Annotated in this window: 19 protein-coding genes and 2 tRNA genes; 8 read left to right on the top strand and 13 right to left on the bottom strand. The window is 66.4% G+C overall.

Going from position 1 to position 24216, the window contains the following annotated elements:
- The first annotated feature begins 49 nt into the window (after window positions 1–49).
- Genes urtA through urtE form a run of 5 tightly spaced genes read left to right on the top strand, consistent with a single transcriptional unit; the run spans window position 50 to window position 5496 of the window.
- Window positions 50–1249, top strand: a complete 1200-nt coding sequence (gene urtA / locus KT882_RS27315) for an urea ABC transporter substrate-binding protein (protein WP_228896771.1) — start codon at window positions 50–52, stop codon at window positions 1247–1249.
- On the top strand, window positions 1249–2871 hold the full coding sequence (gene urtB, locus KT882_RS27310) for an urea ABC transporter permease subunit UrtB (protein ID WP_228893794.1): 1623 nt from the start codon (window positions 1249–1251) through the stop codon (window positions 2869–2871). Before urtA ends, urtB begins: the two co-directional genes overlap by 1 nt.
- Window positions 2868–4016: an urea ABC transporter permease subunit UrtC gene (urtC, locus tag KT882_RS27305; protein WP_228893793.1), complete on the top strand. Its 1149-nt coding sequence runs from the start codon at window positions 2868–2870 to the stop codon at window positions 4014–4016. Before urtB ends, urtC begins: the two co-directional genes overlap by 4 nt.
- Complete coding sequence (urtD, locus tag KT882_RS27300) at window positions 4013–4789, top strand: urea ABC transporter ATP-binding protein UrtD (protein ID WP_161073793.1); 777 nt, start codon at window positions 4013–4015, stop codon at window positions 4787–4789. Before urtC ends, urtD begins: the two co-directional genes overlap by 4 nt.
- A gap of 8 nt (window positions 4790–4797) precedes the next feature.
- Window positions 4798–5496 carry an urea ABC transporter ATP-binding subunit UrtE gene (gene urtE / locus KT882_RS27295; protein ID WP_161073792.1) on the top strand — a complete coding sequence of 233 codons (699 nt, stop codon included), beginning with the start codon at window positions 4798–4800 and terminating at the stop codon, window positions 5494–5496.
- Between the two features lie 127 nt (window positions 5497–5623).
- Here urtE and KT882_RS27290 read toward each other — a convergent pair whose 3' ends face one another.
- The 3 genes from KT882_RS27290 to KT882_RS27280 all read right to left on the bottom strand — a co-directional run bounded on the left by KT882_RS27290 (window position 5624) and on the right by KT882_RS27280 (window position 10350).
- Window positions 5624–6592: a response regulator transcription factor gene (locus KT882_RS27290; RefSeq protein WP_161073960.1), complete on the bottom strand. Its 969-nt coding sequence runs from the start codon at window positions 6590–6592 to the stop codon at window positions 5624–5626.
- Window positions 6573–10031: a hybrid sensor histidine kinase/response regulator gene (locus KT882_RS27285; RefSeq protein ID WP_161073959.1), complete on the bottom strand. Its 3459-nt coding sequence runs from the start codon at window positions 10029–10031 to the stop codon at window positions 6573–6575. Before KT882_RS27285 ends, KT882_RS27290 begins: the two co-directional genes overlap by 20 nt.
- Before the next feature lie 61 nt (window positions 10032–10092).
- Window positions 10093–10350, bottom strand: coding sequence for a hypothetical protein (locus KT882_RS27280; protein ID WP_161073958.1), 258 nt, complete (start codon window positions 10348–10350; stop codon window positions 10093–10095).
- A gap of 143 nt (window positions 10351–10493) precedes the next feature.
- Here KT882_RS27280 and cynS point away from each other — a divergent pair, with 143 nt between their 5' ends.
- Window positions 10494–10964, top strand: a complete 471-nt coding sequence (cynS, locus tag KT882_RS27275) for a cyanase (RefSeq protein WP_161073957.1) — start codon at window positions 10494–10496, stop codon at window positions 10962–10964.
- On the opposite strand, the gene KT882_RS27270 is transcribed toward cynS, so the two are convergent.
- From KT882_RS27270 to KT882_RS27225, 10 genes are all read right to left on the bottom strand, one after another.
- The gene (locus KT882_RS27270; RefSeq protein ID WP_161073956.1) at window positions 10949–11383 is read right to left on the bottom strand and encodes a MarR family winged helix-turn-helix transcriptional regulator; all 435 of its coding nucleotides are present in this window, start codon (window positions 11381–11383) and stop codon (window positions 10949–10951) included. The two genes, cynS and KT882_RS27270, sit on opposite strands and share 16 nt — an antisense overlap.
- A complete protein-coding gene (locus KT882_RS27265) occupies window positions 11380–11811 on the bottom strand; it encodes an Rrf2 family transcriptional regulator (RefSeq protein WP_161073955.1) in 432 nt (143 codons plus the stop codon). Before KT882_RS27265 ends, KT882_RS27270 begins: the two co-directional genes overlap by 4 nt.
- Window positions 11812–11975: 164 nt before the next feature.
- Window positions 11976–13457: an efflux transporter outer membrane subunit gene (locus KT882_RS27260; RefSeq protein ID WP_161073954.1), complete on the bottom strand. Its 1482-nt coding sequence runs from the start codon at window positions 13455–13457 to the stop codon at window positions 11976–11978.
- A gap of 1 nt (window position 13458) precedes the next feature.
- Window positions 13459–16650, bottom strand: coding sequence for an efflux RND transporter permease subunit (locus KT882_RS27255; RefSeq protein WP_228893792.1), 3192 nt, complete (start codon window positions 16648–16650; stop codon window positions 13459–13461).
- A gap of 2 nt (window positions 16651–16652) precedes the next feature.
- Window positions 16653–17831 carry an efflux RND transporter periplasmic adaptor subunit gene (locus KT882_RS27250; protein WP_228893791.1) on the bottom strand — a complete coding sequence of 393 codons (1179 nt, stop codon included), beginning with the start codon at window positions 17829–17831 and terminating at the stop codon, window positions 16653–16655.
- A gap of 144 nt (window positions 17832–17975) precedes the next feature.
- A tRNA-Met gene (locus KT882_RS27245) sits at window positions 17976–18052 on the bottom strand.
- Window positions 18053–18059: 7 nt separating this feature from the next.
- Window positions 18060–18136: transfer RNA gene (locus KT882_RS27240), tRNA-Met, on the bottom strand.
- A gap of 105 nt (window positions 18137–18241) precedes the next feature.
- Window positions 18242–19210, bottom strand: coding sequence for a tRNA (adenosine(37)-N6)-dimethylallyltransferase MiaA (gene miaA / locus KT882_RS27235; protein WP_228893790.1), 969 nt, complete (start codon window positions 19208–19210; stop codon window positions 18242–18244).
- A 24-nt stretch (window positions 19211–19234) separates the two neighbouring features.
- Window positions 19235–21211: a DNA mismatch repair endonuclease MutL gene (gene mutL, locus KT882_RS27230; RefSeq protein ID WP_228893789.1), complete on the bottom strand. Its 1977-nt coding sequence runs from the start codon at window positions 21209–21211 to the stop codon at window positions 19235–19237.
- Between the two features lie 58 nt (window positions 21212–21269).
- Window positions 21270–22199, bottom strand: coding sequence for a peptidylprolyl isomerase (locus tag KT882_RS27225; RefSeq protein WP_228893788.1), 930 nt, complete (start codon window positions 22197–22199; stop codon window positions 21270–21272).
- 142 nt (window positions 22200–22341) lie between these two features.
- Here KT882_RS27225 and KT882_RS27220 point away from each other — a divergent pair, with 142 nt between their 5' ends.
- A complete protein-coding gene (locus tag KT882_RS27220; RefSeq protein WP_161073948.1) occupies window positions 22342–22986 on the top strand; it encodes a VTT domain-containing protein in 645 nt (214 codons plus the stop codon).
- A gap of 96 nt (window positions 22987–23082) precedes the next feature.
- Window positions 23083–24183, top strand: coding sequence for a carbonic anhydrase (locus KT882_RS27215; protein WP_161073947.1), 1101 nt, complete (start codon window positions 23083–23085; stop codon window positions 24181–24183).
- The last annotated feature ends 33 nt before the right edge of the window (window positions 24184–24216 follow it).

Raw genomic sequence — 24216 nt, 5'->3', positions numbered from 1 at the left:
TCGCCGCACATTTATCGCCACCTTCACCCAGATCGCCGCCGGCGCCGTCATGCTGATCGGAGGCGTTTCCGCGCAAGCGGCCGACACCATCAAGGTCGGCATCCTGCATTCCCTGTCGGGCACCATGGCCATTTCCGAAACGTCGCTCAAGGACGTGGCCTTGATGACCATCGACGAAATCAACGCCAACGGCGGCGTGCTGGGCAAGAAGCTCGAAGCCGTGGTGGTGGACCCGGCCTCGAACTGGCCGCTGTTCGCCGAAAAGGCGCGCCAGCTGATCGCCAAGGATAAAGTCGCCGCCGTCTTCGGCTGCTGGACCTCGGTGTCGCGCAAGTCCGTGCTGCCGGTGTTCAAAGAGCTGAACAGCGTGCTGTTCTACCCGGTGCAGTATGAAGGCGAGGAGCTGGAGAAGAACGTGTTCTACACCGGCGCCGCGCCCAACCAGCAGGCCATTCCCGCCGTGGAGTACCTGATGAGCAAGGATGGCGGCTCGGCCAAGCGCTTCGTCCTGCTGGGCACCGACTATGTGTATCCGCGCACCACCAACAAGATCCTGCGCGCCTTCCTGAAAAGCAAAGGCGTGAAGGACAGCGACATCGACGAGGTCTACACTCCGTTCGGCCACGCGGACTACCAGACCATAGTCGCCAACATCAAGAAGTTCTCGGCGGGCGGCAAGACGGCGGTGATCTCCACCATCAACGGCGACTCCAATGTGCCGTTCTACAAAGAGCTGGGCAATGCCGGCCTGAAGGCGACCGACGTGCCGGTGGTGGCGTTCTCGGTGGGCGAGGAGGAACTGCGCGGCGTGGACACCAAGCCGCTGCTGGGCCACCTGGCGGCATGGAACTACTTCGAGTCGGTGAAGAACCCGGTCAATTCGGAATTCATCAAGAAGTGGAAGGCCTACGCCGTCGCCAAGAAGCTGCCCAACGCCAGCACCGTCGTGACCAACGACCCGATGGAAGCAACCTATGTCGGCATCCATATGTGGAAGCAGGCGGTGGAGAAGGCCGGCACCACGGACACCGACAAGGTGATCGCCGCGATGGGCGGCCAGAGCTTCAAGGCGCCGTCCGGCTTCACCCTGACCATGGACCAGACCAACCACCACCTGCACAAGCCGGTGATGATAGGCGAGATCAAGGGCGACGGTCAGTTCAGCGTGGTGTGGAAGACCAAAGACCCGCTGCGCGCACAGCCATGGAGCCCCTTCATCAAGGGTAACGAAGGCAAACAGAAGATGTGATGATGACGACCGCGACTCTTAAAGTGGCGCGGCGCGCGGTCGTCGCCGCTGCGCTCTGCCTGCAAGCCCTGGCTGCGCATGCCGCCATCGATCCCGCGCTGCTCGCTCCGCTGGCCGGCGGCGATCCGGACGCCCGCATTGAAGCGGTCGGTAAGATCGCCGCGCTGGCGGATGCGGATGCGCTCAAAGTCCTGCAGGCGCTGAACGGCGACACGCTGTACGCCACGCCGGACGGCGTCATCCTCGTCGTTGACGGCGACAAGGCCTGGAACCCCGCCACCGGCGCCGCCGGCCCCGTGCCGGACGGCGTGGACGGCGTGGTCGTCAACAACCGCCTGCGCGGCGCGGTGGAGGGCGCGCTGTCGGGCATGGCGCTGCTGTCGCCGGACCGCGAACAGCGCCTGGCCGCAGCCCTGCAGCTGCAGGCCAAATCCGCCGACGCCGCCCAGGCGCCGCTGATACGCAAAGCCTACGCGCTTGAGAAAGACACTGCCATCAAGGCCATCATGCTGTCCCTGGTCGCCACCGCCGATCTGCAGTCGCCCGACGCCGCCGTGCGCAAGGCCGCCGTCTCCGCGCTGGCCGACAGCGGCGGCGCCGCGCTGCGCCCGGTGCTGCAAGCCATGCTGGCGCAGCAGGACGGCAGCTACGCCGAACCCGACGCCTCGGTGCGCGCCGCCGTTGTCGATGCGCTGGACCTCATCGACAGCCGCATCGCCCGCACGGAATTCGTCGGCAAGCTGTTCTACGGCGTGTCGCTGGGCAGCGTGCTGCTGCTGGCCGCGCTCGGCCTGGCCATTACCTTCGGCCTGATGGGCATCATCAACATGGCGCACGGCGAACTGCTGATGATAGGCGCGTACACCACCTATCTGTGCCAGTCCCTGTTCCGCAACTACTTCCCCGGCGCGCTGGACTGGTATCTAGCCGCCGCACTGCCCGCCGCCTTCCTGGTGGCGTTCGCGGTCGGCGTGGCGCTCGAGCGCACGGTAATCCGCTGGCTTTACGGGCGCCCGCTGGAAACCCTGCTGGCCACCTGGGGCATCAGCCTGATGCTGATGCAGCTGGTGCGCACCATCTTCGGCGCGCAGAACGTGGAAGTGGCCAACCCGTCCTGGATGTCCGGCGGCGTGACCGTGCTTGGCTCGCTGGTGCTGTCGTACAACCGCATCGCCATCATCGCCTTCGCCGTCGTGGTGGTGGCCGCCGTGTGGCTGATACTGAACAAGACCCGCCTCGGCCTGTTCGTGCGCGCCGTCATGCAGAACCGCCGCATGGCCGACTGCGTGGGCGTGCCCACCGGCCGCATCGACATGATGACCTTTGGCCTCGGCTCCGGCATCGCCGGCCTGGGCGGCGTGGCGCTGTCCCAGCTCGGCAACGTGGGGCCGGACCTCGGGCAGGCCTATGTGGTGGACTCCTTCATGGTGGTGGTGCTGGGCGGCGTGGGCCAGCTGGCCGGCACCCTGATCGCCGCGCTGGGCCTGGGCGAAGTGAACAAATTCCTTGAACCGCTGGCTGGCGCCGTCATGGCCAAGATCGCCATCCTCGTGTTCATCATCATCTTCATCCAGCGCAGGCCGCAAGGGCTGTTTGCGATGAAAGGCAGGAGCGTAGAATGAGCACCCCACTGTATTCCTCCCGCGCGTGGACGCTGATCTGCGCCGCCGTGGCGGTGGCCGCGCTGCTGCCGGTGCTGAACCTGGCCTTCCCGGCGGGGCATGCGCTGCACGTGTCCAGCTACGCCATGGGCCTGATCGGCAAATTCATGTGCTACGCGCTGGCCGCGCTGGCGCTGGACCTGGTGTGGGGCTACACCGGCATCCTGTCGCTGGGCCACGGCGTGTTCTTCGCGCTGGGCGCCTACGCCCACGGCATGTACCTGATGCGCGCCATCGGCCGCGACGGCGTCTACCAGAGCACGCTGCCGGACTTCATGGTCTTCCTCGACTGGAAAACCTATCCCTGGTACTGGTCCATGACGGACAATTTCTGGTACTGCATGGCGCTGGTGGTGCTGGTGCCGGGCGTGCTGGCCTTCGTGTTCGGCTACTTCGCCTTCCGCTCGCGCATCAAGGGCGTGTACTTCTCCATTATCACGCAGGCCATGACCTATGCCTTCATGCTGCTGTTCTTCCGCAACGACACCGGCTTTGGCGGCAACAACGGCTTCACCGACTTCAAGCGCATCCTCGGCTTCAGCGTCACCGCCCCCGGCACCAAGGCCGTGCTCTACCTGGTCACGCTGGGCTTCCTCGCCGGCGCGCTGGTGCTGTGCCGCTGGATCGTCACGTCAAAACTGGGCCGCGTGCTGCAGGCCGTGCGCGACTCCGAATCGCGCCTCATGTTCATCGGCTACAACCCGATGTGGTTCAAGCTGTTCGTGTGGACCTTGTCGGCGGTGCTGTGCGGCATAGCAGGCGCGCTGTACGTGCCGCAGGTGGGCATCATCAACCCGTCCGAAATGTCGCCCGCGAACTCCATCGAGATGGTGATCTGGGCGGCAGTGGGCGGGCGCGGCACGCTGGTCGGCCCCATCATCGGCGCCTTCACCGTGAACGGGCTGAAAAGCTGGTTCACCGCCGCCTTCCCGGACCTGTGGCTGTTCGCACTCGGCCTCCTGTTCATCCTCGTCACGCTGTTCATGCAGAAGGGCATACTTGGCTTGATGGAAAAACTGAAACGGGGCGCACCGCCGCCCGAGCCGGAGCCTGCATCCGAAGCCGCGCCAGCACCTGCCGCCGTCCCTGCGAAGGAGGCAGCATGAGCGTCAAACGCGAAGGGCTGGACACGGAACACGGCGTCATCCTCTACCTGGACGACATCACCGTTTCCTTCGACGGCTTCAAGGCGCTCAATAAACTGAGCCTGGATATCGCGGTGGGCGAGCTGCGCTGCATCATCGGTCCCAACGGCGCGGGCAAGACCACCATGATGGACGTCATCACCGGCAAGACGCGGCCCACTTCCGGCAGCGCCTTCTTCGGCCAGACCTACGACCTGGCGGGCATGACGGAATACGACATCGCGCACGCCGGCATAGGCCGCAAGTTCCAGCGGCCCACGGTGTTCGAGCAGCACACGGTGTTCGAAAACCTGGAGCTGGCCGCCAAGATGGACAAGCGTGTGCGGCCCACGCTGTTCGCGCGCCTGAGTTCCGAGCAGCGCGACAAGATCGCCGAGATCCTGCGCCTGATACGCCTGAACGGGCAGGAGGACCGCCTGGCCGGGTTGCTGTCGCACGGCCAGAAGCAGTGGCTGGAGATAGGCATGCTGCTGATGCAGGAGCCGCAGCTGATACTGCTGGACGAGCCGGTGGCCGGCATGTCGGACGCGGAAACGGCGCGCACCGCCGAGCTGCTCAACGAATTGCGCGGCAAGCATTCCATCATGGTGGTGGAGCACGACATGGGCTTTGTCGCGGAGATTGCGCAGCAGGGCGAGGTGACGGTACTGCACGAGGGATCGGTGCTGGCGCAGGGCCGCATGGACCAGGTGCAAGCCGATGAACGCGTGATTGAAGTCTATCTGGGACGCTAGGGAGCCATATGCTGCAAGTCGAACAAGTGAACCAGTACTATGGCTCGTCGCACACGCTGCGTGGCGTGTCGCTGACGGTGGAGAAGGGCGAGTGCCTGACGCTGCTGGGGCGTAACGGCGTGGGCAAGACCACGCTGCTCAAATGCCTGACCGGCGTGCTGCCGGTGGCGCGCGGCAAAGTGACGTTCAACGGGCGCGACATCACGCGCCTGAAGCCGCACCAGCGCGCGGCGGCGGGCATCGCCTACGTGCCGCAGGGGCGGGAGATTTTCGCGCGGCTCACGGTGGAGGAAAATCTGCTTATGGGCATGGCCACCCTGTCGCGGCGCGAAGCGGCCACCATCAGCGGGGAAGTGTACGAGCTGTTTCCCGTGCTGAAGGAGATGCTGGGACGGCGCGGCGGGGATCTCTCGGGCGGGCAGCAGCAGCAGCTCGCCATTGCGCGCGCCATGCTGGCCAGGCCCAAGCTGATTATCCTGGATGAACCGACGGAGGGCATCCAGCCTTCCATCATCAAGGACATCGAGCGGGTGATACGGCTGCTGCGGCAGCGCGGGGATATCGGCATCCTGCTGTGCGAGCAGTATTTCGACTTCGCGCGCGCGCTGGCGGACAACTTCGTGGTGCTGTCGCGCGGGGAAGTTGTCGCCGCCGGAGCTCCGGAGCTGATGGACGGCGAAGACGTGCGGCGGCATTTGGCGGTGTGACGGAGCCGGCGGGTTACGTGCTGCGCACTAACCCGCCCTACGGCGTTTGAATCTGCCGCCGAGGATACGTAGGGCGGGTTAGCGGGGCGCGCCGAGCGCAGCGTAACCCGCCGCGCTCGCCGCCGGCTCACGCGCTCGCCGCCATCGCCTCCGCCGAGCCGCGCAGCTTGTTGATGGCGAGGGACGCCGCAGCCGTGCGCGTCTCCACGCCCAGCTTCTCGAACACATGCTCCAGGTGCTTGTTCACCGTGCGCGGGCTGGTGCCGAGGATGTCGCCGATGTCCCGGTTGGTCTTCCCCTTGATCACCCAATGCAGCACCTCGGACTCGCGCATGGTCAGCTTGAACAGCGCCACCAGCGCCTGCACCTGCGCCGCGTCCGATTCCTCGCGCAGCACCACCATCCACTGCTCCTGGTTGTTCACGTCCGCCGCGCTGAAGATCAGCCGCGCCGCGCCCTGGATCACGTTCAGCGGCGGATAGTCCTGCCCCGCGCGCCGCGCCTCCACCGTGGCCGCCAGCCACGCGGTCAGCTCTGCCGGCGTATCGGCCAGCTGCCCCGTGCCCGGCAAGCCGAAATAATTCTGCATCAGCTGCCGCGCCAAGGGCGTCTGCCACACGATGCGCCCGGTGCGCGGCCCTATCGCCAGCGTGGCGTTGCCGAAGGCGTCGAGCGCACTGCGCGCCTGGTTCATCAGCCGCGCCGTCTGCAAGTGCGCGGCGATGCGCGCCAGCACCTCGCTCTGCCGCACCGGCTTGCTCACATAGTCCGTACCGCCCGCGTTGAAGGCCGCCAGCACATGCTCGGTCTCGGTCAGTCCGGTCATGAAAATAATCGGCACATGCCGCGTGGCGATCTGCGCGCGCAATTGGCGGCAGGTCTCAAAGCCGTCCATGCCCGGCATAACCGCGTCCAGCAGGATAATGTCCGGTACCGCCTGCGCGCAGCGCTCCAGCGCGGCCGCGCCGCTGTTCGCCACCAGCACCGTGAAGCCGGATTCGTCCAGCGCGTCGTGCAGCACGGCGAGGTTTTCCGGCACGTCGTCTACGATCAGCACCAGGTGGCCGGGGCGGTGCTCAAACTGCTTCGGTATCATGGTTGACTCCTTTTTTCTGTTCATGTTGTTCCAGCAGGCGCGCCATCGCATCCAGCTGGAAGCGGGCCGCGTGGCCGCGCATGGCGGCAATGAAGGCTGAGTATTGCGGTCCGAGCATGGCGATTTCGTCCAGCTGGTGGACGATGCCGCGCACATAGCCCAGCTTGAGCTGCGCGCGCAAGGGCTCCAGCTGCGCGGCGGGTGGGAAGATGAGCGCAGGCTGCGCCGCGGTTCCCGGCTCCACGATCTCGCTGCTGATGCCCTTGGGCGCCGCGTGCGATATCCATTCCAGCTGCAGGCGGCGGCCTATCCAGTCCAGCAGCTCGGCCACGTTCACCGGCTTGACGAAGAAATCTTCGGCGGCGATGGCGGCCGGGTTTTCCAGACCCTTGTCATAGGCATTGGCGGAGACGATGGCGATCGGCACGTCGGACTGGTGCACCTTGCGGATAATGTGGCTCGCTTCCCAGCCGTCCATCACCGGCATGGCCAGGTCCATCAGGATCAGGTCCGGGCCGAAGGCCGCGTAGTTCTCCACGCAGTCCGCGCCCGACACCGCCTGCGCCATCTCGAAGCCCAGCGGCGCCAGGATGTTGACCAGCAGCTCGCGGTCCACGCGTTCGTTGTCCACCACCAGCACCTTGCGGCGCCGGCCCGCGTAGCCGGTGCGCACCGGTTCCGGCGCGCCGTCCGCGCGCGCTTCCGTGTGCACGCGCGGCAGCATCAGCCGGATCTTGAACACGCTGCCGCTGCCTGGCGTGCTGTCGAGCGTGAGTTCGCCGCCCATGAGCTGCGTCAGCATTTTGCTGATCGGCAGGCCCAGGCCGGTGCCGGCGGCCCCCGCCTGGTCGCCGGCGCTGCCGCGCGTGAAGGGCTCGAAGATGCGTTCGCGTTCCGCGTCCAGGATGCCGGGGCCGCTGTCCTCCACCTCGAACGCGGCCATGTCGCGCGCGTAGCGCACCCTGAACACGATGCCGCCGTGCTCCGTGAACTTGACCGCGTTGCCGAGGATGTTGATCAGGATCTGGCCGAGCCGCTTGCGGTCCGCGCGCACCACGCGCGGCAGCTCGCCTGTCAGCTCGTAGCGGAAGGACAGCCCTTTGCTGCTGGCCTGCTGCTCGAACATGCGCACGATCTGGCCGATAAAGTCCGGGAACTTCACCTCCTTCAGGTCGAAACTGAGCTTGCCGCCTTCGATGCGCGCGATATCGAGCGTGCCTTCGATCAGCGACAGCAGGTGCTCGCCGCTGCCGCGTATCACGCGGATGGCCTGCTGGCGGTGCTCGGGTATCGACGGGTCGTTGTCGAGCAGTTGCGCGTAGCCCAGGATGCTGTTGAGCGGCGTGCGGATCTCGTGGCTGATGCCGGCGATATAGCGGCTCTTGGCCTGGTTGGCCTGGTCGGCCTGCTTCTTTGCCTGCTGCAGCTGCGCGTCGGTCTGGCCGTGCAGTTCGATCTCGCGCGTCAGCAAGCCGGTCTGGCGGTTGGATTCCTCCTGTGCCACGCGGCGGCTTTCACTGGTGAGCACCAGCCACCACGCCACGATGCCGCTGGCCAGCAGCAGCGCGCCGAAGATCTTGATGAAGGCCAGCCGCAGCTGCGGCAGCAGGGTGGATCCGGCCTCGATCAGCAGCCGTTCCTCGTGCACGTAGATCAGGCCAAGCAGGCCGCCCAGGAACAGCACCGTCACCATCATCAGCAGCAGGTAGTGACCCAGGCCGCTGGTAATGTAGGGCCACATGGACTTGGGCAGCAGGGCCTTCATGGCACTGTCCCACTGCGCGGTAAAGCGCGCGTGCGGCTTGCACACGTCGTTGCAGCGCGCGTCCAGGCAGCAGCACAGGGAGCAGATCGGCCCCTGGTAGGCCGGGCAGTGCGCCATGTCCTCCTGCTCGTATTCGCGGGAGCAGATGCAGCAGACCTTGTTGAGCGTCGCCGCCGGCGCGGGCTGGCGCGCGATGTAGTACTTGCCCTTGGTGGCGATGGCGATCAGCGGCGAGGCGATGAAGGCCGTGCCCAGCGCGATGAAGGCAGAGAAGGCCTGCGCCTGCGCGCCGAACAGCCCTGCGAAGGCGGCCACCGACAGGGCGGAGGCCAGCACCATGGCGCCCACGCCCACCGGGTTGATGTCGTACAGGTAGGCGCGGCGGAACTCGATGCCCTTGGGGCTCAGGCCCAGCGGCTTGTTCACCACCAGGTCCGCCACCACGGCGGTGATCCACGAGATGGCGATGTTGGAGTACAGCCCCAGCACCTGGTCCAGCGCCTGGAACACATCCAGTTCCATCAGCAGCACGGCGATCAGCGCGTTGAACACCGCCCACACCACGCGTCCCGGATGGCTGTGCGTGAGGCGGGCGAAGAAGTTGGACCAGGCCAGCGAACCGGCGTAGGCGTTGGTGATATTGATTTTGACCTGGGAGATGATGACGAAGAAGGCCGTCACCAGCACGGCGGCGGTGGGGCTGGAGAACACCTGCTGGAAGCCCGCCAGGTACATCTGGTTGGGATTGACCGCCTGGGCCAGCGACACGCCGCTATTGATGGCCAGTACGGCCAGCAGCGCGCCGCCCAGCATCTTGGCGATGCCCAGCAGGATCCAGCCGGGACCGGCGGCCAGCACGCCCAAGTGCCACTGGATGCGGTTCTTCGCGGTCTTCTCCGGCATGAAGCGCAGGAAGTCCACCTGTTCGCCGATCTGCGTGATGAGGGCCACGCCGACGGCGGTGGCGGCGCCGAACATGAGGATGTTGAACTTGCCGTTGTCCGGCGACTGGCCAGCGAAGCTGCCCAGCTGCGACAGCAGTTCCGGCTTCTTGGCGATGATGGCGATGAAGGGCAGCACTAGCAGCACCAGCCACACCGGCTGCGAAATCATCTGGATGCGGCTGATGAGCGTTACCCCGTGCGTCACCAGCGGTATCACCACCAGCGCGCTGGCCATATAGCCCAGGTAGAGCGGCAGGTGGAAATACAGCTCCAGCGCATAGGCCATGATGGCCGCCTCCAGCGCGAACAGGATGAAGGTGAAGGAGGCGTAGACGAAGGACGAGATGGTGGAACCGATGTAGCCGAAGCCGGCGCCGCGCGTGAGCAGGTCCATGTCCACGCCGTATTTGGCGGCATAGTAGCTGATCGGCAGGCCGGTGAGGAAGATGATAAGCCCCACCGCCATGATCGCCCAGAAGGCGTTGATAAAGCCGTAGTTGACGGCGATGGTGCCGCCTATCGCTTCCAGCACCAGGAAAGAGATGGCGCCGAAGGCGGTGTTCGAGACGCGGAACACCGACCATTTTCGGAACGAGCGAGGCGTGTAGCGCAGCGCGTAGTCTTCTATGGTTTCGTTGGCCACCCAGGTGTTGTAGTCGCGGCGTATCTTGACGATGCGCTGCGGCGGTTCCTGATCGGCCACGCCCGTTTTTGGTGCAGACACCGTCATTTCACATTCCCAGGTAGCGTAGTCCTGGTATGTCTAGCAAGATTTACGCCTGGGAGGCGGATTACTGCACCAGCAGCCGCTCCAGTATCTGGTCCCGGTGCGTCATGACGAAATCGACAAAGACCGGTTCCTTCAGGGTCAGGCGCACCAGGCCGGGGAGCAGGGCGTAGGAATAGGTGGCCAGCGTGCGCATGGCCGCGTCGTTGCCCAGCAGCGCGCGCGCGTTGCCGTTGGCCTTCCCGCCCAGCATGGGCAGGATTTGTTCGCGGTGCCGGGTCAGCACCTGGGTCAGGGGGATCATCAGTTTGTCTGGATTCATGTCGGCCTCGCGCGTGGAAAGGAGCTTCGATAATGGCGCGGGCCGGAAGCGGATGTTCTGCGCTGGCGCAAACTGGTGCAAAAAACTGGCATGGTAGTTGCATCGTGGGAGGAACCAACCCTTCAACCTTGAAAGGAATCACCATGCTGCAATCGACCCACACGCAGGACGCGCATATGGCGCTGAGCGCCCAGATCGTCACCGCCAAGGCCATGAAGGATTTAACGTGGGCGCAGCTGGCGGAGGGCACGGGCCTGAGCGTGCCCTATGTGACGGCGGCCTTGCTGGGCCAGCACGCATTGCCGAAGCCGGCCGCACTGGCCGTGGCCGAGCGGCTCGGCCTCGATGCGCAGGCGGCTGCGCTGCTGCAAACCATCCCGCTGCGCGGCAGCATACCCGGCGGCGTGCCGACCGATCCCACCATCTACCGCTTCTACGAAATGGTGCAGGTCTACGGCACCACGCTCAAGGCGCTGGTGCATGAGCAGTTTGGCGACGGCATCATCAGCGCCATCAACTTCAAGATGGACATCCAGAAGGTGGACGATCCGGAGGGCGGCTCGCGCGCCATCATTACGCTGGACGGGAAATTCCTGCCTTACAAACCGTTCTGAGTGAGGGAGCGCAGTTCGGCGCGCAGGGCGGCGGCGCGTTCGGCGCCCACGCCGGCTTCGTATTCGGCCTGCGCCTGCGCCCAGTAGCCGTGGGCTTCCTCGAACTTGGCCTGGCCTGCGGCGGTGAGGGAGAACACCAGCTTGCGGCTGTTTTCCGGATCCGGCGCCTGCAGCACGTAGCCGTCGCGCGCGAGCGGCTTGATGGCGCGCACCAGGCTGGTCCTGTCCATCACCATGCGCTCGGACAGCTGCTGCATGCCGATGCCGGGCAGGGCGCGGATATGCGCCAGCAGGCTGTATTGCGAGGTGGCCAGGCCGGACGGCGCCAGGTGGCGGTCGTACAGCGAGGTGACGTGGCGCGCCGCCTGCCGCAGCGCGAAGCAGTTGCAGAGCGGGGTGTCGAGATCGGCGGTGCTCATGGACGCTCCTTGAGCTGGATGCTGTCAATCAGGCTGGCCAGCGTGCGCGCGGCCAGCCGTGCTTCGAAGCCGGCTTGCGCGTCGTCCAGTACTTCGGCCATGCTCTCCTTGATATGGTCGCTCACCGGGCATACCGGCTGCACGTCGTAGTCGTGGATGGCGAAGGTGGCAGGGGCGGCGCTGGCGCGGTAGATGTCGAGCAGCGAAACGTCCTGCGGCGGGCGGGCCAGTGTGCAGGCGCCGTTCTTGCCGCGCGTGGCGGAAACGATGCCGGCCTTGGCCAGCTTGGCGATGGAGCGGCGCACAAAGGTCGGCTCGGCGTTGACGCTGCCGGCCAGGATGGCCGACGTGACGTCCTCGCCATAGCGGTAGCCGAGTACGGCCGCGATGTGGGCGGCGACGGTAAATTGGACGTTCTTCTGTGACATGGTAGAGCTTTCGGACGGGCTTTCAGCGGCAAGTGTAACGTATGTGGCGGCGGCCTGGCGGGTTACGCGCTTTCGCGCTAACCCGCCCTACGCAGTGGCACGGCGGCTCGTGCATTCGTAGGGCGGGTTAGCGTGCGCAGCACGCGTAACCCGCCATGCACGCGTCAAACCGGCGCCTGCCCCCAGCCCCCGCCGAGCGCGCGTATCAGCGCCACGGTGGTCACCGCGCGCTGTCCGCGCAGCTGCACCGCCGCGCGCTCCACCGCCGCCAGATTGCGCTGCGCGTCCAGCAGCTCCAGGTAGCTCGAGCGTCCCGCGCTGTACAGCTTCTGCGCCAGCTCGGCCGAGCGGCGCGCCGACAACACGGCCTCCTCGATCTGCCCTGCCTGCCCCGCCAGTATGCGCAGGCCCGCCAGATTATCTTCAACCTCCGCAAACGCCACCAGCACGCTTTGCCGGTACGCCGCCACCGACTCGTCCAGCACCGCTTCGCTGCGCGCCACATTGGCCTTGTTGCGGCCGCCGTCTATCAGCGGCGCCGACAGCAGCGCGCCCAGCAGCCAGGAACGGCTGCTGATCTTGAACACGTCCGAAAACGCGCCGCCCACGCCACCGCCCGAGGCGCCGATGTTCAGCGCCGGGAACATGGCCGCGCGCGCCACGCCGATGCGGGCGTTGGACGCTTCCATCACGCGCTGCGCGGCGGCGATGTCCGGACGCCGTTCCAGCAGCGCGGACGGCAGCCCTGCCGGGATGGCCGGCATCAGCGCCGTATCCAGCAGCGGGCTGGCGCCTGCCGTGAAATCGGCCGCCGGTTTCCCCAGTAGCACCGCCAGCGCATGCTCGGTGGTGGCGCGCTGGCGCTGCAGGCCGATGGCTTCGGCCCGCGTGGAGGACAGCTCCGTCTTGGCCCGCGCCAGGTCGAATTCGCCGATGTCGCCCAGGTCGAAACGGCGCTGGTTGACCTTCACGTTCTCCTCGCGCGTCTGCACGGTGCGCGCCAGCGTTTCCAGTTCGGCGTCGGTGGCGCGCAGGCGGAAGTAGGTCTGCGCCACGTCGGCCTGCAGGGCCAGCAGCACGGAGCGGTAGGTCGCTTCGGCTGCCGCTGCGTCGCCGTGCGCGGCCGACACATTGGACGCCACGCGCCCGAACAGGTCCACCTCGTAGCTGGCCGTCAGCTTGGCCGTGTAGCCGGTGTGTGGCGACATGGGCGTGCCGGCCGGCAGTCCGGCCTGTGTGGGCGAGGACAGGGCACGCTGCGCGCCAGCGCTTGCGCCCACTTGCGGCACGCGGTCCGCCTCGGCGATGCCGGCGATGGCGCGCGCCTGCTTCACGCGGGCCGTGGCGCCGGCCAGGCTGGCGTTGTTGCGCGTGGCCTCGGTGACCAGCGCATTCAGCGCCGGGTCGTTGAAGGCCAGCCACCATTCGCCGCGCGGCTGCTGCTCTGCGGCGCGGGCCTGCCGCCATTGCGTGCCGTCGGCGGCGGTCTGCACGGCGCCGGTGGCGGCGCCCTGCGGCGCCTCCTTGAATGCCACGGGGACGGCGATGTCCGGCTGCTTGAACGCCGGCGCGGCGCAGGCGCTCAGCAGCAGGGCTGCGAGCAAGGGCGCCAGCAACGGCGCGGCGCGGTTGGAAAAGTTTTTCATATCAATGTCCTTCCAGGTTGGCTGCCGGCGCTTCCAGCGCATCGCCGGCGGCGGCGCGTTTGCTTTCCAGGCGCTTGGCCAGGGTGCGCAGCAGCACGTAGAACAGCGGCGTGAGGAACAGGCCGAAGAAGGTCACGCCCAGCATGCCGGCGAAGACCGCCACGCCCATTGCGTGGCGCATCTCGGCGCCTGCGCCGTGCGAGAACACCAGCGGCAGCACACCCATAATGAAGGCGATCGACGTCATCAGGATGGGGCGCAGGCGCAGGCGGCACGCTTCCAGCGCCGCTTGCAGCACGGTGCGTCCGTGGTGCTCCAGCTCGCGGGCGAATTCCACGATCAGGATGGCGTTCTTGGACGCCAGCCCCACCAGCACGAACAGCGCAATCTGCGTGAAGATGTTGTTGTCGCCGCCGGTCAGCTTCACGCCGACCAGCGCGCTCATGATGGACATCGGCACGATCAAAATCACCGTCAGCGGCAGCGTCCAGCTTTCGTACTGGGCGGCCAGCACCAGGAACACCAGCAGCACGCACAGCGGGAACACATAGACCAGCGTATTCCCGGCCAGGATGTTCTGGTAGGTCAGCTCGGTCCATTCATACGTCACGCCCTGCGGCAGCACTTCCTGCGCAATGCGTTCCAGCGCCGCCTGCGCCTGGCCGGACGAGTAGCCCGGCGCCGGACCGGCGTTCACGTCGGCCGCCGTGTAGGCGTTGAAGCGCTGCACGCGGTCCGGCCCATAGCTGTCGCTGATGCGCATGAGCGAGGACAGGGGAATCATTTCGCCCTTGTCGCTGCGAACCTTCAGCTGCGCCACGTCTTCCACGTGCGAGCGGAATTGCGCATCCGCCTGCACGCGCACTTGATAGGTGCGGCCGAACTGGTTGAAGTCGTTCACGTACAGCGAACCGAGGTTGATCTGCAAGGTCTGGTAGATGGTCGCCAGCGGCACGCCCAGCTGCTTGGCCTTGTCGCGGTCGATGTCCGCATACAGCTGCGGCACGTTGATCTGGTAGCCGGAGAACACGCCCGCCAGTTCCGGCGCGGCGCGCGCTTTCTGCACCAGCTTCTGCGTCGCCTCGTACAGCGCGTCGTAGCCAAGGTTGCCTCGGTCTTCGACCATCATCTTGAAGCCGCCTATGGTGCCCAGGCCGTTCACTGGGGGCGGCGGAAACACCATCACAAAGGCGTCCTGGATGGAGCCCACGCGCTTGTTGATTTCCGCCGCGATGCCGGGACCGCTCACTTCCTTGGTGTTGCGGGTTTCCGGCGCCAGTTCGCCCACGAAGACGATGCCGGAATTGGGCGCGTTGGTCAGGTCGTTGACCGACAGGCCGGGGAAGGCCACGGTGTTGCGCGCGCCCGGCACGCCCAGCGCGATATCGGCGGTGCGGCGGATGACGGACTCGGTGCGGTTCAGCGAGGCGGCGTCCGGCAGCTGCGCGAAGCCCACCAGGTAGCCCTTGTCCTGCGACGGCACAAAGCCGGCCGGCACCAGCTGGAACATCACGGCGGCCAGCGCCACCAGCACGAGATAGAAGCCGACAGAGGCCGATTTGCGCGCCAGTACGCCTTTCACGCCGCCTTCATAGCGGTGCGATGCGCGGCCGAAGAAGCCGTTGAACCAATTGAAGAAGCGGCCGAAGACCTTGTCCATCACGCGGGTCAGCGCGTCCTTGGGCGCGTCGTGCGGGCGCAGCAGGGCGGCCGACAGGGCGGGCGCCAGCGTCAGCGAGCTGAATGCCGAGATAACGGTGGAAATGGCGATGGTGAGCGCGAACTGGCGGTAGAACTGGCCGGTGAGGCCGGGCACGAAAGCGATAGGGACGAACACGGCGCACAGCACCAGCGCGATGGCGATAATGGGGCCGCTCACTTCCTTCATGGCCTGCACGGTGGCCGCGCGCGGCGTGAGCCCGTTGGCGATATTGCGCTCCACGTTTTCCACCACCACGATGGCGTCGTCCACCACGATGCCGATGGCCAGCACGAGGCCGAACAGCGTCAGCGTGTTGATGGAGAAGCCGAAGCCCAGCATGACGGCAAAGGTGCCCACCACGGATACCGGCACCGCCAGCAGCGGGATGATGGACGCGCGCCAGGTTTGCAGGAACACGATCACCACCAGCACCACCAGCGCGATGGCTTCCAGCAGCGTGTGGATCACGGCAGTGATCGAATCGCGCACGAACATGGTCGGGTCGTAGGCCACGGAGTACTGCACGCCTTGCGGGAACTGCTTGTTCAGCTCCGCCATCTTGGCGCGCACGTCGGCCGACAGCTGCAGGTCGTTGGCGCCCGGCGAGGCGAAGATGGCCAGCGCCACGGCGGGCTTGTTGTCCAGCAGCGCGCGCAGCGCATAGGAACCGGAACCCAGTTCAATCCGGGCCACGTCGCGCAAGCGTGTCAGTGCGCCGTTTTCATTGGTGCGCACGATGATGTTGCCGAAGTCTTCCTCGGTTTTCAGGCGGCCCTGCGTGTTGAGCGTGAGCTGGAACTCGCTGTCCTTGCTGGGCGAGGCGCCCACCACGCCGGCGGCCACTTGCACATTCTGCTCGCGGATGGCGTTGGTGACGTCGGTGGCCGTCATGTTGCGGGCGGCGACTTTTTGCGGGTCGAGCCAGATGCGCATGGCGTAGTCGCCCGAGCCGAGGATGTTGACCTGGCCCATGCCGGGGATGCGCGCCAGCTGGTCCTTCACATTCAGCACCGCGTAGTTGCGCAGATACAGTTCGTCGTAGCTGTTGTCCGGCGAAACCAGGTGCACCACCATGGTCAGGTTGGGCGAGGTTTTCACCGTCGTCACGCCGATCTGGCGCACTTCCTCCGGCAGGCGGGGCAGCGCGCGCTGGACGCGGTTCTGCACTTCGGTTTCCGCCTGCTGGATATTGGTGCCGATCTTGAAGGTGACCGTCAGCTTGAGCGCGCCGTCGGAGGTGTTTTGCGAGGACATGTAGATCATGTGCTCCACACCGTTGATCTGCTCCTCCAGCGGCGCGGCCACCGTTTCGGCGATCACCTTGGGATTGGCGCCCGGGTACTGGGCGGTCACCACCACCGAGGGCGGCACCACGTTGGGGTATTCGGAGATGGGCAGCTTGAAGATGGCGATCAGGCCCGCCACGAACACGATGATGGACAGCACCGCCGCGAAGATCGGTTTGTCCACGAAGAATCGGGAGAAGTTCATGATCAGTTGCCTTTCGCGGCAGCCGGCAGCGCGGCCAGTTTGTCGGCGGCCTGGCCGTCCATCAGCACCATCTGCGGCGACAGCGGCGCGCCGGGACGCACGCGCTGCAAGCCGTTGACGACGATTTTCTCGCCGGCCTTCAGGCCGGAACGCACGATGCGCAGGCCGTCCACGGTCTGGCCCAGCGTCACCTGGCGGTAGTCGGCCTTGTTGTCCGGCGTGACCACGAAGACGAATTTGCGGTTCTGGTCCGTGCCGATGGCCTGCTCATTGATCAGCAGGGCCGCGCCGCGCGCCTGGGCGCCGCTGTCCAGCTGCACCTTGGCGAACAGGCCGGGGGCCAGCAGATTGGCCTCGTTTGCGAACACGGCGCGCATGCGCACGGCGCCGGTGCGCGGGTCCAGCTGGTTGTCCACGAATTCCAGCTTGCCCTCGTGCGGGAAGCCGCTCTCGGTGGCCAGGCCTATGCGCACCTTGACCGGCTGGCCGCCGTGCGCCCGCGCGCCCACGTTCAGATAGGTCGACTCGTCGCCGTCGAAGCTGGCGTAGATCTTGTCGTCCGAGACCACGGAGGTCAGCACGGCGGACGCGTCGATCAGGTTGCCCACGGTGATCTCGGCCTTGCTCACGCGGCCGTCGATAGGGGCGGTCACCTGCGTGTAGCCCAGATTGAGCTTGGCGTTTTCCGCCTGCGCCAGCGCGGCGCGCGCGTTCGCGTCCAGCTCTTTCAGGCTGGAGGCGCGCTCGTCGTACTCGCGCTGGGCGATGGCTTTGTCGGCCAGCAGCTTTTCCGCGCGCGCCAGTTCCAGGCGCGCCAGCTCGGCCTTGGCCTGTGCCGCGTGCGCGGCGGCGTCGGCGCGGTTGGCCTCGGCCTGGAAGGGGCGGGTGTCGATCACGAACAGCACCTGGCCTTTTTTCACCTTGCTGCCGGGCTGGAAATTCACCGCCGTGATGTAGCCGGCCACGCGCGAGCGGATCTGCACCCGTTCGATGGCTTCCAGCCGGCCCGAGAACTCCTGCGTCTCGGTCACGGGTTTTTCCAGCACCACGGCAGCGGTGATGGGGGCGCCCTGTCCGGCGGCGGCTTCTGTAGGCTTGCTGTTGGCGTCGCCGCAGCCGCTCAGGATGGCAGCGGCCAGGCCGGCGGTGGCGAGCAAGGCCACGGTAGGTCGGAGGATCATGGTGATTTCCTTAATGTTGACGACTGTTTTACGGGAAAATGTGTGTATGCACACTTCAATTGAATGTGATTATAATCGTCGCATTTAAGAAGTCAACAAAAAAGCCCTGCGCCGTTTCCGGGGCAGGGCTTTCTTGACGTATCCTGGTGGTGATAGATGGACTTGAACCATCGACCCCAGCATTATGAATGCTGTGCTCTAACCAACTGAGCTATATCACCGAAAGGTTGGTGGTGATAGATGGACTTGAACCATCGACCCCAGCATTATGAATGCTGTGCTCTAACCAACTGAGCTATATCACCGCAACGGCCAGCATTATCGCGGTTTGGGCCGGGGGCTGTCAAGGAAAGCGCCTAAATAATTTGCTGCTGAGCTGTTTTTGATGTCAGTTGCATAACTTCGCGGGGTCAGACCCCTGGGGTCTGACCCCAGGTGTTGATCGCGGCCAGCATCGTCCCGGCCGCGTCCGGCTTCAGGCAATCGATCACCACGCGCTCGGGCATGGAGCGCAGCCAGGTCAGCTGGCGCTTGGCGAGCTGGCGCGTGGCAATGATGCCGGTCTCGCGCATGGTCTTGAAGTCTATCGTGCCGTCCAGGTATTCCCAGGCCTGGCGGTAGCCCACACAGCGCATGGACGGCAGGCCGGGATGCAGGTCGCCACGGCGGCGCAGCTGCTCCACTTCGGTGATCAGGTCGCCGTCTTCGGTTTCCTTCAGCATCAGGTCGAAGCGCTGCGCAATGCGTTCGTGCAGCACGGCGCGGTCGGACGGCTCCAGCGCGAACGACAGCAGCTCGAACGGCAGCTCGGTCTTCTCGCGCAGGGCCAGCAGTTCGGACATGGGCTTGCCGCTGAGCGCGATGATCTCCAGCGCGCGCTGGATGCGCTGGGCGTCGTTGGGCGCCAGGCGGGCGGCGGTGGCGGGGTCCTGCTGCGCCAGGCGCGCGTGCATGGCGGGCCAGCCCTCGCGCGCGGCGTCTTCTTCCAGCGCGGCGCGCAGGGCCGGGTCGGCGCCGGGCAGGTCGTCCAGGCCGTCGGCCAGGCCTTTGAAGTACAGCATGGTGCCGCCCACCAGCAGCGGCAGCTTGCCGCGCGCGGTGATCTCGTCCACCAGGCGCAGGGTGTCGTTGCGGAACTGGGCCACCGAGTAGGAGTCGAGCGGGTCGATGATGTCGATCAGGTGGTGCGGCGCGGCGGCGCGCTCCTCGCGCGTGGGCTTGGCGGTGCCGATGTCCATGCCGCGGTACACCAGCGCCGAGTCGACGGAGATGATTTCGGACGGGATCTGCCGCGCGATGGCCAGCGCGGCGGCGGTCTTGCCGCTGGCGGTGGGACCCATGATGGCCACGGCCAGCGGTTTTTTAGCTTGTTGCGTCATGATGCCTGTCTTGCTGAACTTTGATTACTGGCCGCGCAGGAACAGCTTGTCCAGCGCGTTGATTTCCACCTGCACCCAGGTCGGGCGGCCGTGGTTGCACTGGTCGGCGCGTTCGGTGCTTTCCATCTGGCGCAGCAGGGCGTTCATTTCCTGCACCGACAGGATGCGGTTGGCGCGCACGGCGGTGTGGCAGGCCAGGGTGCCGAGCAGTTCGTTGCGGCGCTCGATGAGCACGCGCGAGCCGCCGAATTCGCGCACGTCGCGCAGCACGTCGCGCGCCAGGGTTTGCGCGTCGGCGTTCTTCAGCAGGGCGGGCACGGTGCGCACCGCCAGCGTGGTGGGCGACAGGGCGGCAATGTCGAAGCCCAGCGAGTGCAGGGTTTCCTGGTGCTCTTGCGCGGTGCCCACTTCCACTGCGTCGGCGTAGAAGGTGACGGGGATGAGCAGCTGCTGCACCTGCATGTCCTGGCCGGACACTTGCGCGTCCAGCGCGTTTTTCAGCTGCTCGTACAGGATGCGCTCGTGCGCGGCGTGCATGTCCACCAGCACCAGGCCTTTGCTGTTCTGCGCCATGATGTAGATGCCGTGCAGCTGCGCCAGCGCGAAGCCGAGGGGGAATTCTTCGTCGGCCATGGTGGCGGAGGAGGCGACGTAGGGGGCGGCCTGGGGCAGGGCGTAGCCGCTGCCGGAGCCGGGCAGGTCGCCGGAAGTCGCGCCGCCGCCGTCCGCGCCGTCAACGCCATAGCTGGCGCGCGCGCCGAACGCGCTGCCGCCGCTGAACAGGGCGCCGTAGCGCTCGGTGCTCTGGGCCACGCCGCCTTGGTTGCCCACATCACCGAACTGGCGCTGCGGCTGGCCGAAGGGCGAGGCCGAGAACGTGGGCTGGTAGTCGGGATTCAGGATGGAGCCGAACGAAGTCTGCTCCTGCGGGCGCCATGGCGTGGTGGCGGTCAGGCCGTCGGCTGCGGGCAGCGGCGAGGGCACGCTGCCGTGCGAGGTGGCCGAGGTTTGCGCCAGCGCGCGCTGCACCGCGTGGAATACGAACTGGTGCACCGCGCGGCTGTCGCGGAAGCGTACTTCGATTTTCGACGGGTGCACGTTCACGTCCACCAGCGCCGGGTCCAGGTCGAGCGCCAGCACATAGGACGGGAAGCGGTCGCCGTGCAGCACGTCCTCGTAGGCCGCGCGCACCGCGTGCATCAGCACCTTGTCGCGCACGAAGCGGCCGTTCACGTAGAAGAACTGGCCGTCGGCGCGCGCCTTGGAGGCGGTGGGCAGGCCGGCGTAGCCGTGGATGCGCAGCGGGCCGGCGTTTTCATCGATGGACAGGCGCGCGCTGGCGAAATTGTCGCCCAGGATCTGCGCGCTGCGCTTGGCCATTTCTCCCACCATCCAGTGGTCCACGGTCTTGCCGTTGTGCGACAGCGAGAACGACACGTCCGGCCGCGCCAGCGCAATGCGGCGCACCACGTCGGCGCAGTGGCCGAATTCGGTCTGCTCGGATTTCAGGAATTTGCGCCGCGCCGGCGTGTTGAAATACAGGTCGCGCACGTCGATGGTGGTGCCGTGCGCGCCGGAGGACGGCGTGACGGTGGCCAGGTGCGAGCCGGTGATTTCCCAGGCGTGGGGCGCGTCGGCCGTGCGCGAGGTCAGCGTCACCGCCGCCACGGAGGCGATGGAGGCCAGCGCCTCGCCGCGGAAGCCCAGGGTGTTGACGTTTTCCAGGTCGTCCAGCGAGGCGATCTTGGACGTGGCGTGGCGCGCCAGCGCGAGCGGCAGCTGCTCGGGGGCGATGCCACGGCCGTTGTCGGTGATGGCGATACGCTTTACGCCGCCTTCCTCCAGCCGCACCGTGATCTGCGTGGAACCCGCGTCGAGCGCGTTTTCCAGCAATTCCTTGACCACGGCCGACGGCCTTTCCACCACCTCGCCGGCGGCGATCTGGGAAATCAACTGGTCGGGCAGGGCCTGGATGGGACGGTGTGGGGCGGGAGCGTTCATGCCGTGATTATAAACCGGGAACCCCTGGGGGCAGTCCCGGCGGGACTGACCCCGGCGTTTACTTGCCGATCTCGCGCACGGGGATGGTAACGTTGCACAGCTCGATATAGCCGGCCGGCACCTTGGTCCACGGGCCGCCCCGGTTGCGCTGGGCTTCGGCCACGGCCTGGAAGCTGGCCGAGTCGGTGCGCATCACTTCGAGCTTCACGCGTTCGGCTTCGGGCACGTCGGCCGCCAGGCGCACCGACTTGATCGGCGTCCGCTGCTCGGGCTTCTCGTAGAAGCCGAGCGCGCCGGTGCCGCGCGGCAGCGACGACAGCAGCGGCATGCCGGACACCACGCGGCCCACCACCGTGATGTTGCGGTCCAGGTGGCGCGGCGCGTGGCCGGTGACGGCGTACAGCGAGCTGCCGTTGGCGCTGTCGCTGTCCACGTCGCGGCCCACGCCCACCATGCCGTAGCAGTGCGCCAGCCAGGCGCGCCCGGTTTTCGGGTCGCGCGCGGACGGGAAACCGTTCGAGTGGCCGACCTGGGCGGCGTAGCCGTCGCGGTCCGGCAGCAGGGTGAAGTGCTTGTCATTGGCCATGGGGACCGTGAATTCGCCGGGCAGCTTGGCTTTCGCGGTCTTGAAGGCGCGCGGGTTCTTTTCGTCCGGGTCGCCCCATTGGGCCACGTAGTTGTCCTGCGAACGCAGCACGGCCAGGCCGTCGAAATAGCGGTCGCGCGCCAGGGCGCGCAGGTTGGCGGCGTGGGCGGGCGCGAAGTCGGGCGCCAGTTCGATCACCACGCGGCCGGCGGGCAGGTCCATATACAGCGTGTGCTCGGGGTCCAGCGGGCGCCATTCGGCCGGCTTGGAGGCTTTGACCACGTCGGCCACGGTGGGCTTGGGCGGGTTGGCGGCCGGCGCGGCCGGGGCCGCGTGGGCGGTTTGCCAGAGCAGGGCGGCCAGCGCCGGGATCGCCAGCGCTTGCTTCGTCGTGTAATCCATCCATTTGTCTCCTGGTGATGAGTGCGGGAATTGTAATACCGGCATGCGTCCCCATACTGCAGCTTGGTGAAATTTAACCGTCACTACGTTCTTGCACTGCTCAGTGTGGTGTATGATTCCGGCGCTACCTTTTGGGATTTTTATGGATTTCATGCAATTACTAGACATGCTGGTGCATGTCGACAAGGCTCTGGATGGGTTGATCGCGCAGTACGGCCTGTGGGTCTACGCGGTGCTGTTCTTCATCATTTTCAGCGAGACAGGCCTGGTAGTGCTGTTTTTCTTCCCTGGGGACACCTTGCTGTTCATCGCCGGCGCCCTGTGCGCCACCGGCCAGATGAACCTGCCGGTGCTGATCGCGCTGCTCATCACGGCGGCCGTCAGCGGCAACACGGTCAATTACTGGATAGGCGAAGCCATCGGGCAACGGGTATTTACCCATGACTACCGCTGGCTCAACAAGGACGCCCTGCACCGCACGCACAACTTCTTCGAGAAGCACGGCGGCAAAACCATTATCCTGGCGCGCTTTATTCCCGTGGTGCGCACCTTCGCGCCCTTCGTGGCGGGCGTGTCGGACATGACGTTCAGCCGCTTCCAGCTCTACAACGTCACCGGCGCCGTGGCGTGGGTGGTGTCGCTGACCGTGGGCGGTTATCTGTTCGGCAACATCCCTGTCGTGCGCGACCACCTGACCACCATCGTCATGGTGGGCGTGGGCGCGGCCATTGTTCCGCTGATGCTGGGCGGGGCCTGGAAGCTGGGACGGCGCGTGCTCGGACGCTAAGCGGGACGCTGATCCCGCGCTGATTCGTCCTGCACAGCTCAAGTTTTCCCGCTGTGCAACCGTTAATCCAGGTATGCACTTTATACCTGGACTCCCATGCGCAACCTGATCGCCCTGACTGCCTGCTGGCTCGCCATTGCGGCGGCGGGTGCCGCCGATCCCGCGCCATATGCGCCGCCGCTGACCAAGATGGCGCAGGCCAACATCAATAACATCCGTCCGTCGAACCCGCAGCCTATCGGCGGCAGCGGGGCCGGCGCTGCCAGCGGCACCGCTACCGGCGCTGGCGCGCCCACGGCTACCGGCGCCGCCAAGTTCGGCGCCAAGCCGGCCGCGAAAGCGCCCGCCGCGCCCAAGCTGAGCGAGCGCGAACGCGAGGAGCAGGCGGAAGCCGAGCTGTCGGCCAAGATCGCCGAGCGCCTGGCGCAGATGCGCGCCAACCAGGCCGCGCGCGCCGCCGCAGCGGCCCAGGCCAGGAAGGCGGCCGCCATCAAGGCCGCCGCGCCGCCGCCGCGCGCCAACGGCACCCATTGGGGCTACGAGGGCGAGTTCGGCCCGGCCAACTGGAGCAAGATCAATGCGGACTGGGCCAAGTGCAGCACCGGCAACCGCCAGTCGCCCATCGATATCCGCGACGGCATGAAGGTGGACCTGGAGCAGATCACTTTCGACTATCGCCCGTCTTCGTTCAACGTGCAGGACAACGGCCACACCGTGCAGGTGACCATGGGCGGGGGGAACTTCCTGTCGGTGGGCAACCGCATGTATGAGCTGGTGCAGTTCCACTTCCACCGTCCTTCGGAAGAGCGCATCAACGGCAAGGGCTTTGAAATGGTGGTGCACCTGGTGCACAAGGACGGCGAAGGCCGCCTGGCGGTGCTGGCGCTGCTGCTCGAGCGCGGCAAGCCGCAGCCGGCCATCCAGACCGTGTGGAACAACCTGCCGCTGGAGAAGGGCGACGTGACCGCGCCCTCCATCGTGCTCGACCCGAACGACCTGCTGCCGCAGCGGCGCGACTACTACACCTACATGGGTTCGCTGACCACGCCGCCGTGCACCGAGAACGTGCTGTGGCTGGTGATGAAGGAGCCGGTGCAGGCGTCGCCGGCGCAGATGGCGCTGTTCAGCCGCCTGTACCCGCTCAATTCGCGCCCGATCCAGCCTGCCTCGGGCCGCATCATCAAAGAGTCCATGTAGGGCGGGTTAGCGCGCAGCGCGTAACCCGCCGGT

The sequence above is a fragment of the Pseudoduganella aquatica genome, assembly GCF_020865585.1.
In the GTDB taxonomy this organism is placed as follows: Bacteria; Pseudomonadota; Gammaproteobacteria; order Burkholderiales; family Burkholderiaceae_D; genus Rugamonas; species Rugamonas aquatica_A.
Note: the sequence above shows the minus strand (reverse complement) of the source record. Positions and strands in the feature narration are given on the sequence as shown.

Excerpts from the sequence above, each read along its gene's own strand:
- KT882_RS27250 (WP_228893791.1), bottom strand. The coding sequence starts at position 17,831 with ATGATCCTCCGACCTACCGTGGCCTTGCTCGCCACCGCCGGCCTGGCC.
- KT882_RS27290 (WP_161073960.1), bottom strand. The coding sequence starts at position 6,592 with ATGATACCGAAGCAGTTTGAGCACCGCCCCGGCCACCTGGTGCTGATC.
- KT882_RS27285 (WP_161073959.1), bottom strand. The coding sequence starts at position 10,031 with ATGACGGTGTCTGCACCAAAAACGGGCGTGGCCGATCAGGAACCGCCG.
- urtB (WP_228893794.1), top strand. The coding sequence starts at position 1,249 with ATGATGACGACCGCGACTCTTAAAGTGGCGCGGCGCGCGGTCGTCGCC.
- KT882_RS27280 (WP_161073958.1), bottom strand. The coding sequence starts at position 10,350 with ATGAATCCAGACAAACTGATGATCCCCCTGACCCAGGTGCTGACCCGG.
- KT882_RS27255 (WP_228893792.1), bottom strand. The coding sequence starts at position 16,650 with ATGAACTTCTCCCGATTCTTCGTGGACAAACCGATCTTCGCGGCGGTG.
- cynS (WP_161073957.1), top strand. The coding sequence starts at position 10,494 with ATGCTGCAATCGACCCACACGCAGGACGCGCATATGGCGCTGAGCGCC.
- KT882_RS27260 (WP_161073954.1), bottom strand. The coding sequence starts at position 13,457 with ATGAAAAACTTTTCCAACCGCGCCGCGCCGTTGCTGGCGCCCTTGCTC.
- miaA (WP_228893790.1), bottom strand. The coding sequence starts at position 19,210 with ATGACGCAACAAGCTAAAAAACCGCTGGCCGTGGCCATCATGGGTCCC.
- urtE (WP_161073792.1), top strand. The coding sequence starts at position 4,798 with ATGCTGCAAGTCGAACAAGTGAACCAGTACTATGGCTCGTCGCACACG.
- KT882_RS27265 (WP_161073955.1), bottom strand. The coding sequence starts at position 11,811 with ATGTCACAGAAGAACGTCCAATTTACCGTCGCCGCCCACATCGCGGCC.
- KT882_RS27270 (WP_161073956.1), bottom strand. The coding sequence starts at position 11,383 with ATGAGCACCGCCGATCTCGACACCCCGCTCTGCAACTGCTTCGCGCTG.
- mutL (WP_228893789.1), bottom strand. The coding sequence starts at position 21,211 with ATGAACGCTCCCGCCCCACACCGTCCCATCCAGGCCCTGCCCGACCAG.
- KT882_RS27220 (WP_161073948.1), top strand. The coding sequence starts at position 22,342 with ATGGATTTCATGCAATTACTAGACATGCTGGTGCATGTCGACAAGGCT.
- urtC (WP_228893793.1), top strand. The coding sequence starts at position 2,868 with ATGAGCACCCCACTGTATTCCTCCCGCGCGTGGACGCTGATCTGCGCC.
- KT882_RS27225 (WP_228893788.1), bottom strand. The coding sequence starts at position 22,199 with ATGGATTACACGACGAAGCAAGCGCTGGCGATCCCGGCGCTGGCCGCC.
- urtD (WP_161073793.1), top strand. The coding sequence starts at position 4,013 with ATGAGCGTCAAACGCGAAGGGCTGGACACGGAACACGGCGTCATCCTC.
- urtA (WP_228896771.1), top strand. The coding sequence starts at position 50 with ATGCTGATCGGAGGCGTTTCCGCGCAAGCGGCCGACACCATCAAGGTC.
- KT882_RS27215 (WP_161073947.1), top strand. The coding sequence starts at position 23,083 with ATGCGCAACCTGATCGCCCTGACTGCCTGCTGGCTCGCCATTGCGGCG.